The sequence below is a fragment of the Streptomyces sp. NPDC050085 genome (assembly GCF_044460595.1).
Classification (GTDB): domain Bacteria; phylum Actinomycetota; class Actinomycetes; order Streptomycetales; family Streptomycetaceae; genus Streptomyces.
The window spans coordinates 613,204-626,270 of record NZ_JBITJZ010000002.1 but is presented as its reverse complement, the minus strand read 5'-3'; the positions used below and the strand labels follow the sequence as shown (position 1 = coordinate 626,270).

The following is a 13,067-nucleotide window of genomic DNA, read 5'->3' as shown; positions in this document are numbered from 1 at the left end:
TTCATGGATCTCATTCCGGCACCGCGCCGGGTGACGCGGAACGGCGACGGCTCCTACGTGTTCGACAGCGGTACGGGCATCGCGGCGGGGGAGGGGACGGCGGACACCGCGCGCTGGCTGCGGGCCACGCTCGGCGCGGTCACCGGACTCGCCCTGCCCCCGGCCGGCGAGGACGGCGGCGTACGCCTGTCGATCGACCCGGATCTGGCGGCCGAGGCCTACCGGCTGCGGGTCACGGACGCGGGCGTCACCATCGAGGGCGGCGCCGCGGCGGGCGTCTTCTGGGGCGCCCAGACGCTGCGTCAACTCCTCGGCCCCGACGCGTACCGCAGGGCTCCGCTGCCCGGTCGTACGTGGCAACTCCCGCTGGTGGAGATCGAGGACGCACCCCGGTTCGGCTGGCGCGGCATGATGCTCGACGTCGCCCGGCACTTCATGCCGAAGGACGGCGTGCTGCGCTACCTCGACCTGCTCGCCGCCCACAAGCTCAACGTCTTCCACTTCCACCTCACCGACGACCAGGGCTGGCGCATCGAGATCAAGCGCTACCCGAAGCTGACGGAGGCGGGCTCCTGGCGCACGCGGACGAAATTCGGCCACCGCGCCTCGGAGTTGTGGGAGGACAGGCCGCACGGCGGCTTCTACACCCAGGACGACATCCGCGAGATCGTCGCCTACGCGCACGCCCGGCACATCGCGGTCGTCCCGGAGATCGACGTGCCAGGCCACTCGCAGGCGGCCATCCACGCGTATCCGGAACTCGGCAACCGCGACGTCATCGACACGTCCGCCCTCCCCGTCTGGGACACCTGGGGCGTCAACCCGAACGTCCTCGCCCCCACCGACCACACCCTGCGCTTCTACGAGGGCGTCTTCGAGGAGCTGCTCGAGCTCTTCCCGTCCACGTTCGTCCACGTCGGTGGCGACGAGTGCCCCAAGGACCAGTGGAAGCAGTCCCCCCTCGCGCAGGCCCGCATCAAGGAGTTGGGCCTGAACGACGAGGACGAGCTGCAGTCCTGGTTCATCCGGCACTTCGACACCTGGCTGAGCGAGCGCGGCCGGCGGCTCGTCGGCTGGGACGAGATCCTCGAAGGCGGCCTCGCCCCGGGCGCGACCGTCTCGTCCTGGCGCGGCTACGGCGGCGGCATCACCGCCGCCAAGGCGGGCCACGACGTCGTCATGTGCCCCGAGCAGCAGGTCTACCTCGACCACCGGCAGGCGGCCGGCGAGGACGAGCCGGTCCCGATCGGCTTCGTGCGCACCCTGGAGGACGTCTACCGGTTCGAACCCGTCCCGCCGCAGCTCACCGAGGACGAGGCACGGCACGTGCTCGGCACGCAGGCCAACGTGTGGACCGAGGTCCTGGAGAACCAACAGCGCGTCGATTACCAGACGTTCCCGCGGCTGAGCGCCTTCAGCGAGGTGGCGTGGAGCGAGCTGCCCGCACCGGCGGCGCGCGACTACGCGGACTTCGAGCGCCGCATGACCGTCCACTACCGGCGACTTGACGCCCTGGGCGTCACCTACCGGCCGCCCGGCGGCCCGTTGCCGTGGCAGAAGCGACCCGGGGTGCTCGGACGCCCGATCGAAGGGGCGCCCCCGAACGTGTGAGGCGGGCCCGTCGCGGCGTGTCCCGGGAGCGCGGCCGACGCGGCCGCGCTCCCGGCCGGGTCATCGCGTACGCCGCCGCGTGCCTCGCCGCACGAGCAGCCGAGGAGTGCCCGTTCCCGCTCGGCGGAGAACCAGTGCCATTTCGGCCATCTCCCAGGCGTAAGGGGCGAATGCCTCCTACCGGACCCCCTCTCCGGGTGCCGGGGAAGATGTGCCAGAGTTGCCACGTCCGGCCTGTCAGCACGTACCGTACGGCGGAACAGGCGTAACGGCGGGAACGGCGGCCACGCGCGGGCGATGTCGATCGGCGCGCGGCCGGTTCGCCGCCGGGCGCGCGGCCGGACATCGGGAAGGGGCAGCCGGTTTTGACCACGCACGCACCGCAGGCGACACAGGCCGCGGTACTTCCGGGTTCGCTGGACGAGGCGGTCGCGGCGCTCGCCGCCATGCCCGCCGCCGTGCCCGTGGCCGGAGGCACCGACCTCATGGCCCAGGTCAACGCGGGTCAACTCCGCCCGGCCGCCCTCGTCGGCCTCGGCCGGATCAGCGAGATCCGCGGCTGGCAGTACCAGGACGGGCACGCGCTGCTCGGCGCGGGCCTGACCCACGCCCGCATGGGCCGCCCCGACTTCGCCGCGCTCATCCCCGCCCTCGCCGCGTCCGCCCGCGCCGCGGGCCCGCCCCAGATCCGCAACGCGGGCACGCTCGGCGGCAACATCGCCTCGGCCGCCCCGACCAACGACGCGCTGCCCGTACTGGCCGCCCTGGAAGCCACGTTGATCATCGCGGGGCCGCAGGGCGCGCGCCGCGAGGTGCCCGTCTCGCACCTGCTCGCCGGGATGGAGATGCTGCGCCCGGGCGAGCTGATCGGCTTCGTGCGCGTCCCGCTGCTGCACGCGCCGCAGGTTTTCCTCAAGGCGACGGGCCGCACCGGCCCCGGCCGGGCGACGGCCTCCGTCGCGCTCGTCCTCGACCCTGCCAGGCGCGGCGTGCGCTGCGCCGTCGGCGCCATCGCCCCGATGCCGCTGCGGCCCCTGGAGGCCGAGCAGTGGGTCGCCTCGCTGATCGACTGGGACGGCGAGCGCGGCGCGCTCGTGCCCGAGGCGATCCAGGCCTTCGGCGAGTACGTCGCGGCGGCCTGCATCCCCGACCCGGAGCCCGCCGCGGACGGCACGCAGGAGACGCTGCCGCCCGCCGTACTGCATCTGCGGCGCACCGTCGCCGCGCTGGCCCGACGTGCACTTGGGAGGGCGCTGTCGTGACGAACGAGTACCCCGGACCCGACGGCTGGCAGCCGCTGCCCCAGGGCGGCGACTACGACTCCGACGCCACCGCCTTCGTACAACTGCCGCCCGACTTCCAGGACGCACCGCTGGCCGCTCCCGGCCACGGCTACGTACCGCCGCAGATAACGGTGAGCCCGGCCACGGGTGCCGCCGCGACCGACCCCGCCTCGACCGGCGTGTGGGTGCTGCCGCCCGAGCTGACGGGGGCGGGTGCCGTGGGCTCGGTGGATCCCGCGGGCTCCGTGGGTCCCGTCACGCCGGAGGTCAGCTGGCCCGCGGCCCGGCAGGACCCCGAGCCGGAGCCCTATCCGGTTGCGCACCAGGTCGCGCACCCGGGCGTACAGCCGGGCGTACAGCCGGTCGCCCAGGGAGAGACGGGGCAGTGGTCGATCCCGCTCGCGGACGGTGAACTGCCGGACGAATCGGGCGAGTTCACGACGTCCTCGATGGCCGGGCAGTGGGGCGACCGCACGCCGCCCGCGACGCTGCCGGGGGGTGCGCCCGCGCCGTGGGCCACGGAGTCGTGGGCACAGCCGGAGCCGGAGCCGGAGCCCGGACTTGAGCCTGAGCCTGCGTCGCCTGTGGTTGAGGCGGAGATGGCTGAGGGCGAGGTGGCTGAGGTCGACGTGGCTGAGGCTGCGGTCGAGGCCGAGCCGGAGCCCGTAGCGCCGGAGCCGGTGGCTGAATCCGTGCCTGAACCGATGGCTGAACCGGTGGCTGAGCCAGTGGCCGAACCCGGGGCCGAGGTTGCATCGGACATCGCGCCGGAGCAGCCTGCGCCGGACTCCACGCCGGACTCGACCCCGGACTCCGCGCCGGACGACGCCGACACCCCCGAGGCCACCCCCTCCACGGCCGTCCCGCTCCACGACGACCACCCCCTCATCAGCTACGTCCTGCGGGTCAACGGCACCGACCGCCCCGTCACCGACGCCTGGATCGGCGAGTCGCTCCTCTACGTGCTGCGCGAACGCCTCGGCCTCGCGGGCGCCAAGGACGGCTGCTCGCAGGGCGAGTGCGGCGCGTGCAACGTCCAGGTGGACGGCCGTCTCGTGGCCTCCTGCCTGGTGCCCGCGGCCACCACCGCGGGCAGCGAGGTGCGGACGGTCGAGGGCCTCGCCGAGGACGGACAGGCCTCCGACGTGCAGCGCGCGCTGACCGCCTGCGGCGCGGTGCAGTGCGGATTCTGCGTCCCCGGCATGGCGATGACCGTCCACGACCTGCTCGAGGGCAACCCGAACCCGACCGACCTGGAGACCCGCCAGGCGCTGTGCGGCAACCTGTGCCGCTGCTCCGGTTACCGCGGCGTGCTCGACGCGGTGCGCCAGGTCTCCGCGGAGCGCAAGGCGTCGCAGGACATGGCGGCCGACGCCGATGCCGACGCCGATGCCGAGCCCCGCATCCCGCACCAGGGCGGCCCGTCCAGCAGCGAAGGCATCCAGAACAGCCAGGGTATTCAGGGTATTCAGGGCGTTCAGGGTATTCAGGACATCCAGGACGGAGGCCGGGAGTGACCAGCGAGACGACTCAGGCCCAGGCCCAGGCCTCGGTGACCCCGGTGGCCCCGGAGGCCGAGGAACTCCCGCACGGTCTCGGCACGACCCTGCCGTCGGCGGAGGCGCGGGCGAAGGCGGAGGGCACGTTCCCGTACGCCGCCGACCTGTGGGCCGAGGGCCTGCTGTGGGCGGCCGTCCTGCGCTCCCCGCACGCCCACGCGCGCGTGCGCTCCATCGACACCACCCACGCGCGCGAGATGCCCGGCGTGCGCGCGGTCGTCACGCACGAGGACGTCCCCGGCGGCCCCATGGCGGGCCACCGCACGGCGGACCGCCCGGTGTTCGCCTCCGACGTCGTACGCCATCACGGGGAGGCGCTGGCCGCGGTGGCGGCCGACCACCCGGACACGGCCCGCATGGCGGCCGCGGCGATCATCGTCGAGTACGAGATCCTCGACCCGGTCACGGACCCCGAGCAGTCGTTCGCGGCCGAACCCCTGCACCCCGACGGCAACTTGATCCGCCACATCCCGCTGCGCCACGGCGACGTGGAGGCCACCGGCGAGGTCGTCGTCGAGGGCCTGTACCGCATCGGCCGCCAGGACCCGGCGCCGATCGGCGCGGAGGCGGGCCTCGCCGTCCCCCGCCCCGACGGCGGCGTCGAGCTCTACATCGCCTCCACGGACCCGCACGGCGACCGAGACGTGGCGGCGGCGCGCTACGGCCTGGAGCCGGACCGCGTCAAGGTCGTGGTCACGGGCGTCGCGGGCGCGACGGCGGACCGCGAGGACCCGAGCTTCCACCTCCCGCTCGGCCTGCTCGCCCTGCGCACGGGCTGCCCGGTCAAACTCACGGCGCCCCGCGAGGAGTCCTTCCTGGGCCACCCCCACCGCCATCCCACTCTCCTGCGCTACCGCCACCACGCGGACGCGGACGGCAAGTTGGTGAAGGTGGAGGCGCAGATCCTGCTCGACGCGGGCGCGTACGCGGACACGTCGTCGGACGCGCTCGCGGCGGCGGTCTCGTTCGCCTGCGGTCCGTACGTGGTCCCGCACGCCTCGATCGAAGGCTGGGCGGTGCGCACGAACAACCCGCCCTCCGGCCACGTACGAGGAGAGGGCGCACTCCAGGTCTGCGCGGCCTACGAGGCCCAAATGGACAAGCTGGCAAAGAAGTTGGGCGTGGACCCGGCCGAGCTGCGCCTGCGCAACGTCCTCGCGACCGGTGACGTACTTCCCACGGGCCAGACGGTGACGTGCCCGGCCCCGGTCGCCGAACTCCTGGACGCGGTAAGGGAGTTCCCCCTCCCGCCCCTTCCCAAGGACACCCCACAGGAGGACTGGCTGCTGCCCGGCGGCCCCGAGGGTGCGGGTGAGCCCGGGGCGGTGCGCCGCGGCGTCGGCTACGGCCTCGGCATGGTGCACATGCTGGGCGCGGAGGGCGCGGACGAGGTCTCCACGGCCACGGTCAAGGTGCAGGGCGGCGTCGCCACGGTGATCTGCGCGGCGGTCGAGACGGGCCAGGGCTTCACGACCCTCGCCCGCCAGATCGTCCAGGACACGCTCGGCATCGACGAGGTCCACGTGGCCCCGGTCGACACGGACCAGCCGCCGGCCGGGCCCGGCTGCCGGGGCCGCCACACCTGGGTCTCGGGCGGCGCGGTGGAACGCGCGGCGAAGATGGTCCGCACCCAGCTCCTCCAGCCCCTGGCCCACAAGTTCGGCATGTCCACGGAGCTCCTCCAGATCGCCGACGGCAAGATCACGTCGTACGACGGAGTCCTCTCCACCACGGTCGAAGAGGCCCTGGACGGCAAGGAGTTGTGGGCCACGGCCCAGTGTCGCCCGCACCCCACGGAGCCGCTGGACGCCGAAGGCCAGGGCGACGCGTTCGTCGGCCTCGCGTTCTGCGCCATCCGCGCGGTCGTCGACGTGGACATCGAGATCGGCTCGATCCGGGTGGTCGAGCTGGCGGTCGCCCAGGACGTGGGCCGGGTGTTGAACCCGGGCCAGCTGGCGGCCCGTATCGAAGCGGGCGTCACCCAGGGCGTGGGCGCGGCGCTCACCGAGAACCTGCGCACCCCCAAGGGCATCGTCCGCCGCCCCGACCTCACGGGCTACGCCCTGCCGACGGCCCTGGACGCCCCCGACATCCGCATCGTCAAGCTGGTCGAGGAGCGTGACGTGGTGGCCCCCTTCGGGGCGAAGGCGGCCAGCGCGGTGCCGGTCGTCGCGTCCCCTGCGGCGGTGGCATCGGCGGTACGAGCAGCCACCGGCCGCCCCGTGAACCGCCTGCCGATCCGCCCGCAGGCGGCGGTCGCTGACCCAACGGCCTGACGCCGCGGGGCAGTTCACCACGCGCCGCCCCTTGATGAACTGTTACCGATCGTGGCGTTCTGTGACGCGCTCCGCGTTGCCTCTGCCTCTGGGGCGCCTGTGAACTGTCCGTGTGCGTGGCTAGAGTTGATGCTCGGGCCACGCACCACGACCGATTCGACGGTGCGGGGCACGGGGATTCACGGGGGAACGGGGAGGCGGGCGTGATGGCGGAGGACAAGGGCGGCGGGTCCTGGATGTCCGGTGTGTTCGACGCGGCGAAGGACGCGGCCGCGGACATCGTCACGGAGCTGGAGTCGTTCACCAAGTTCCAGCAGCGGGTGGACCAGCTGATCAAGGACTTGACGGAGTCGCCCGCGGGTTCCAAGAAGGTGGGTCAAGAGGCCCTGGGGCGCGCGAAGTTCGGCGGCGGCCACAAGGGCTGGCACGAGGCCGACGGCATGTTCAGTCAGTACGACACCGTGATCGCGGATCTGGAGAACCTCTCCAAGCTCCTCTCGGACTCGATCGAGGCCATGGGGATCGCGGTGCTCGCCTCGCACAAGGGCTACGAGAACGTGGACCTGGACGTGCGACGGCGGATGGCGGCGATCAGCGCGGAGACCACAGAGCATTACGGCGGGGAGTACGTGCCGGAGGACCCGAGGACCAAGGCGGGCGACGCCGCGGACGCGGACGCCCCGAAGAAGGCTCAGGGCGACGGCGGCGAGGAGACGAGTCTCTGATGGCGAAGAAGACGTCGTTCGACGGCATGACGCACGAGCAGATGCTGGCGTGGCTCGACGATGCCGACGCCGGTACGGTCCAGGCGGCGGCGGACAAGCTCCAGGCCGCGGCCAAGGAGATCCACAGCATCGCGGACGAGCTCAAGGTCCGCCCGCAGTGGGTGAAGTGGAAGGGCGAAGGCGCCGACTCCTTCCGCCAGTGGGCGGGCAAACTGGCCAACGTGACCGTGGCGCTCGGCGACTACAGCCAGGACTCGTCGAAGTGGCTCGGCCACGCGGCGCAGGCGATCAGCAAGGCGAAGACCTCGGTACCGCGCGACAAGAACGTCGACGCGAACATCGACGCGGCCCGCTCGGCGCACAACGACCCGGATGCCCAGTCGATCCTGTCCAAGAACCTGGCGGCCCGGCAGCAGACCGCAGACGAGATGGACAAGTTGGGCCAGGCGTACTCGCTCTCGGCGTCGCAGATGGCGGCGGCGAGGAAGCCGGACCTGCTGAAGTTCCCCCCGCCCCCTACGGACATCCAGGACCCGAACAGCCGGGACGTCTACGGCAGTGAGGACCTGGGGACGGGCCGGAGCGGCAGCACGGGCCGCAGTGTCGGCACGGGCAGGAGCGTCGGCTCGGGCAGTGCCTCGGAGAGTGGCGTTTCCTCAGGACGCGCGACCGGGGACTCCGGTGCCGTCGTGGACGTCGGTCCCGCCCGCCCGGAGGCCGGGACGCCGCCGCCCTCGGTCGAGTACACGGGCACCGTCACGCCCGTTGTGCCGGACGCACCGGCGCGGATGGACGTCGACTCCGTCGATACGCTCCCTCCGACGACCCAGCAGCCGACCACCGGCACCCCGCCGAGTGCCTCCGGGCCGACCGGTCCGACGGGGACGGGACCGTCGACCCCGGGCCCGGTCCCACCGGCGTACGGCATCACCGGCACTCCCACGCCCACGGGCCCCGCGCCGACCGCTCGCGGCACGAGCCCGGTGAGCGGTCGGCCCGGTACCGGCCCCGTGTCCGGCGGGTCGTCGCCGCGCGGCACCGGTCCTTCGGCCCCGGGCGCCTCCGGCCGTCCGACCAACACCACGATGCCCGGCCGCCAGTCGGCCACTGGCAGGACGGGTGGTTCGACGACGGGACGTGCTCCATCCCAGAGCGGAGTCTCGGGAGGGCGGCCACAGCCGGCGACGGGCAGGGCCGGGACCGGTGTCCCGCGCGGCACCGTCGTGGGGCGCGAAGGAGCGGGCACCACGCGGGGCACGTCGGGCACCCGAGGCCCGTCGAGCACTCCGGCCCAGGGCGGAGTCAGCGGCAGGCCCACGTCGACGGGTTCCACCCCGCGCGGAGCGGCACCTGGACGGCCCGTTGCCGGTGCCACCGGAGACAAGGGCGTCGTCGGAGGCAGGCCGAGTCAGCAACAGCGGGCCAACCCACGGTCGTTCAGCCCCGGCGGCTCGGGCCTCGTCCGCTCCCCGGGCCCGGCCGGTGCGGCAGGCGAGGAACACGGCGGCAGCGGGGTGGCGGGACGTGGCGGAGCGGCCCCCGCCGGTTCGCGGCCCGGTACGCGCCAGGAGGACCAGCAGCAGGACGAACGTCCGGACTACGTCACAGAGGACGACGCGACGTGGCAGCCGGACGGACGTCGTAACGTGCCTCCTGTTGTCGCGGACGAGACCAGGAACGACGAGAGGTAGCCCATGTCCACCAGCAGCATCCGCCGCAGAAGCCTCGGCGCGGCAGCCTCGGCAGCGCTCGGATTGCTGTTGGTGGGCACGGCGGCCGCCGTGCCTGCCCACGCGGATTCGTTCCGCGCCCAGCAATGGCACTTGGACGCCATGAAGGCGGACCAGATGTGGAGGACGAGTACCGGCAAGGGCGTCCTGGTCGCGGTGATCGACACCGGCGTCGACGCGGACCACCCGGACCTGCGCGGGCAGGTACTGCCGGGCGAGGACCTCTCCGAGGGGCTTTCGGGGGACGCGCACACGGACTACGACGGCCACGGCACCGGCATCGCGGGCATGATCGCGGGAACGGGCGAGGGCAACGGGGGACAGGGCGCCTTCGGGCTCGCCCCGGGCGCCAAGGTGCTGCCGATCCGCCTGCCCAACGCCGAGAAGGCGAACAACCAGGCCTCGGCGGACGCGCAGTTGTTCAAGGCCATGGCGACGGGCATCAAGTTCGCAGCCGATCACGAGGCGAAGGTCATCAACATTTCCCAGGCGGCTCCGAAGGGTTCGCCGGAGCTGACGGCGGCCGTGAAGTACGCCCTGGAGAAAGGGTCGTTGATCTTCGCCGGTGTGGGCAACGACGGCAATACGACCAACCGCGTGCAGTACCCGGCGGCCACACCGGGTGTCGTGGGCGTCGCCGCCGTCGACGAGAACGGCCGCCGTACGAGCGAGTCCGAGTACGGCCCGCAGGTCGACATTGCGGCCCCCGGCAAGGACATCGTCCACGCCTGCGGTGGCAGGACGGGCTACTGCAAGAGCCACGGCACGAGTGATGCCACGGCCCTGGCCTCGGCGAGCGCGGCCCTGATCTGGTCCCAGCACCCGACCTGGACCAACAACCAGGTACTCCGGGTCATCCTCAACACCATCGGCGGCGTCAAGGACGGCAAGGGAAAGCGCAGCGACTACCTCGGCTTCGGCGCGGTCCGCCCCCGCATCGCCCTGACCGACCCCGGCGACCCGGGCCCGGCGGACAGATTCCCGATGACCGACTTCCCGGTGGGCGCCAACTCCCCTTCCTCCGAAGCCTCGAAGGGCTCGGATCCAGCTGGCACAGACGGCGCGAGCCCGGCTGCGTCACCCGGGTCCAAGGACGACGGCAGCAACACCACGCTCTGGATCGGCCTCGGCGCGGGCGCGATCGTCGTGGCCGCGGTGATCGCTGCCGTCGCCGTGTCCCGGGGCCGGCGCCGCGCCACGGCCCGGCCGACTCCACCGGCGGGCCATCAGGTCTACGCGGGACAGCCGCCCTATCCGCCGTATCAGCAGCCGTACGGCGGACAGCAGACCGTCTCCGACCCGAACGCACCGCGCGGCGGAGGCTCCGGCCACCCGGGACAGTCCGGCTGACACCGCCACCGGTCACCTCACTCACCTCACCCCTCCGCGAGCCCCCACACCCCCACCCCCAGCAGACTCACCGACGCGACGGCCGCCACCCACGGGCGGTGCGTCCACCGCATCGTCAGTGCCCAGGCGAGCGACGGCAGCAGTGCGCCGCCCAGCGTGATGAGCGGTAGGTCGACGTAGAGGACGCTCAGGTCGCGGGATTCGCCCTCGAAGCCGCCGTGGATGCTGGGCGCGGCCCGTGGTGCCCAGGCCAGTGGTGCCGTTGCCGCGCCCACGACGGCCAGCAGGCAGCCGATGGGGCCGGTGAGCTTCGGGTTCACGTAGGGGGCAGACGCCGGGCGCGGGGTGCGCAGTTCCCGTGGGGGTGGCCCTGGCGGCGTAGAGAGTGAGTCGTACGGTGGGTTCATGAATCAAGGTGAGAGGCCTGCGGTGACGCCGCCGCCACGCGAGTACCAACCCGCCCCGTCCGGCGGCAAGTTGATGCTGTTCGTGCTGGCCTTCGTCGTGTTCGCCGTGATCGTCGTGGGCGGTGGCGTCATTCTCGTCGCCGGGTCCTGACCGCACGCCGAGGGGCGTCCCGCGGATCGCGGAACGCCCCTCGCACACGTGCAGCCCAGCGCCGTTGAGCTGCCAGAGGCCGTGACCGGAATCGAACCGGTGTGCTTCGCTTTGCAGGCGAATCCCTAAACCACTCGGGCACACGGCCAAGCCCCTAACCCGGATGAGATGAACCCCTCGGGATGCGGTAAGTCGACCGTAAGCGCCCCCGCGCACCCCGCCAAGGCTTCCGCCCGGGCTGCAATGTGACTGCCACACGGCGTTCATGGACGTACGACCAAGGGACCAGGAGAAGCCCGTCTCGCGACAGGGGTCAGTGTGCTGTACGCCCCTTACTCTGAACCGCATGCCCGCTCTCGAAGACGCCACGAGCGACGGCACCGATGCCGCCGTCGACGCCCCGTCCCTCTCCGCCCCCGGAACCGAAACCGGAGGCGTCCTGAGTGGTACCTATCGGGCCCTCAGCGTCGGGATCGTCACCGTCGTCCTCCTCATCGCCTTCGAGGCCACCGCCGTCGGGACCGCGATGCCGGTCGCGGCGCGGGAGTTGGACGGGGTGTCGCTGTACGCCTTCGCCTTCTCCGGGTACTTCACCACGTCCCTGTTCGGCATGGTCCTCGCCGGTCAGTGGGCCGACCGGCGCGGCCCGCTCGGGGCGCTCGCGAGCGGGATCGGGGCGTTCGCCGCGGGGCTGCTGATCGCCGGGACCGCGGGCAGCATGTGGCTCTTCGTGGCGGGCCGGGCCGTGCAGGGGCTCGGCGGCGGGCTCGTCATCGTGGCGCTGTACGTCGTCGTCAGCCGGGCCTACCCGCAGCGGTTGCGGCCCGCGATCCTCGCGGCGTTCGCGGCGGGCTGGGTGGTGCCGTCGATCGTGGGGCCGCTGGTCGCCGGGACCGTGACCGAGCACCTCGGCTGGCGCTGGGTGTTCCTCGGGATCCCCGTGCTCGTCGTGCCGCCGCTCGCGCTCGCGCTGCCGCAGATCCGCCGCCGGGCCGGCGGCCCGCCCGAGGGGGCCGCGAGCGAGAACGGCGTCGACCGGCGCCGGATCCGGCTCGCCCTCGGGATCTCGCTGGGCGCGGCACTCATCCAGTACGCGGCCCAGGACCTCAGGCCCCTGTCCCTGGTGCCCGGCGTCGCGGGCGCCGCCCTGCTCGTACCGTCGGTGCTCGGACTGCTGCCCCGGGGTACGTACCGGGCCGTGCGCGGGCTGCCGTCGGTGGTGCTGCTGCGCGGGATCGCGGCGGGGTCGTTCATCGCGGCCGAGTCGTTCGTCCCGCTGATGCTGGTCACCCAGCGGGGTCTTTCGCCGACGCTCGCCGGGTTCTCGCTGGCCGCGGGCGGGGCGACCTGGGCGCTCGGCTCGTGGGTGCAGGCGCGGCCCCGCCTGGAACCGCAGCGGGAGAAGCTCGTCGCCGGGGGCATGGTGCTCGTGGCCGCCGCCATCGCCGCGGCGCCCAGCGTCCTGATCCAGGCCGTGCCCGTGTGGACCGTGGCCGTGGCGTGGGGCTTCGGGTGCCTGGGGATGGGGCTCGTCGTCTCCTCCACCAGCGTGTTGCTGCTCCAGCTGTCCGCGCCGGAGGAGGCCGGGGCGAACTCGGCCGCGCTGCAGATCTCCGACGGCCTGTCGAACGCCGTGCTGCTCGCTGCGGGAGGCGCCGCGTTCGCCGCGCTCGGCGGGGGAGCGGTGGGGCACGGGGTCGCCGACGGGGCGGGCGGCTCGCACCCGGGGGCGTTCGTCGCGGTGTTCCTGCCGATGGCGGTCGTGGCGCTGGCGGGGGCGTGGGTGGCGACGAGGCTGCGCGTGCGCACGTAGCCACCCACGCCCCCGCCGGCGCGGACGGTCCGAAGCGGGGCCGACTGTCCCTGAATGCACGTCAGTTGATCTGTGAGACGCATCCCACCCGTCCCCCGCCCGGCCTCGTCCACCGCGCCCGTCAACCGGGTCACCGGTAGGGTGGCCCGGTTGTCATACGTA

The 13,067-nt window shown here is 73.1% G+C and carries 10 protein-coding genes and 1 tRNA gene; 9 read left to right on the top strand and 2 right to left on the bottom strand.

Features of this window, described 5'->3' with window-relative positions:
- The first annotated feature begins 3 nt into the window (after positions 1–3).
- The 7 genes from ACIBUY_RS11235 (at position 4) to mycP (ending at position 10,534) form a co-directional block, all read left to right on the top strand.
- Positions 4–1,611, top strand: coding sequence for a beta-N-acetylhexosaminidase (locus ACIBUY_RS11235; RefSeq protein WP_399152420.1), 1,608 nt, complete (start codon positions 4–6; stop codon positions 1,609–1,611).
- 365 nt (positions 1,612–1,976) lie between these two features.
- Positions 1,977–2,873, top strand: coding sequence for an FAD binding domain-containing protein (locus ACIBUY_RS11230; RefSeq protein WP_365573053.1), 897 nt, complete (start codon positions 1,977–1,979; stop codon positions 2,871–2,873).
- Positions 2,870–4,411, top strand: a complete 1,542-nt coding sequence (locus ACIBUY_RS11225; RefSeq protein ID WP_399152419.1) for a 2Fe-2S iron-sulfur cluster-binding protein — start codon at positions 2,870–2,872, stop codon at positions 4,409–4,411. The genes ACIBUY_RS11230 and ACIBUY_RS11225 overlap by 4 nt, the downstream gene beginning before the upstream one ends.
- A 35-nt stretch (positions 4,412–4,446) precedes the next feature.
- Positions 4,447–6,729, top strand: a complete 2,283-nt coding sequence (locus tag ACIBUY_RS11220; RefSeq protein ID WP_399152533.1) for a xanthine dehydrogenase family protein molybdopterin-binding subunit — start codon at positions 4,447–4,449, stop codon at positions 6,727–6,729.
- A 206-nt stretch (positions 6,730–6,935) separates the two neighbouring features.
- Positions 6,936–7,454: a hypothetical protein gene (locus ACIBUY_RS11215; protein WP_399152418.1), complete on the top strand. Its 519-nt coding sequence runs from the start codon at positions 6,936–6,938 to the stop codon at positions 7,452–7,454.
- Positions 7,454–9,145: a hypothetical protein gene (locus tag ACIBUY_RS11210; RefSeq protein WP_399152417.1), complete on the top strand. Its 1,692-nt coding sequence runs from the start codon at positions 7,454–7,456 to the stop codon at positions 9,143–9,145. Before ACIBUY_RS11215 ends, ACIBUY_RS11210 begins: the two co-directional genes overlap by 1 nt.
- A gap of 3 nt (positions 9,146–9,148) precedes the next feature.
- Entirely contained in the window at positions 9,149–10,534 is a 1,386-nt protein-coding gene (mycP, locus tag ACIBUY_RS11205) for a type VII secretion-associated serine protease mycosin (RefSeq protein ID WP_399152416.1), read from the top strand.
- Between the two features lie 26 nt (positions 10,535–10,560).
- Here mycP and ACIBUY_RS11200 read toward each other — a convergent pair whose 3' ends face one another.
- Complete coding sequence (locus ACIBUY_RS11200; RefSeq protein ID WP_365573037.1) at positions 10,561–10,854, bottom strand: hypothetical protein; 294 nt, start codon at positions 10,852–10,854, stop codon at positions 10,561–10,563.
- 85 nt (positions 10,855–10,939) lie between these two features.
- On the opposite strand from ACIBUY_RS11200, the gene ACIBUY_RS11195 reads away from it, so the two are divergent.
- A complete protein-coding gene (locus ACIBUY_RS11195) occupies positions 10,940–11,092 on the top strand; it encodes a hypothetical protein (protein ID WP_399152415.1) in 153 nt (50 codons plus the stop codon).
- Between the two features lie 76 nt (positions 11,093–11,168).
- On the opposite strand, the gene ACIBUY_RS11190 is transcribed toward ACIBUY_RS11195, so the two are convergent.
- Positions 11,169–11,240, bottom strand: a tRNA-Cys gene (locus ACIBUY_RS11190).
- Between the two features lie 198 nt (positions 11,241–11,438).
- On the opposite strand from ACIBUY_RS11190, the gene ACIBUY_RS11185 reads away from it, so the two are divergent.
- A complete protein-coding gene (locus tag ACIBUY_RS11185) occupies positions 11,439–12,905 on the top strand; it encodes an MFS transporter (RefSeq protein ID WP_365573031.1) in 1,467 nt (488 codons plus the stop codon).
- Positions 12,906–13,067: the final 162 nt, after the last annotated feature.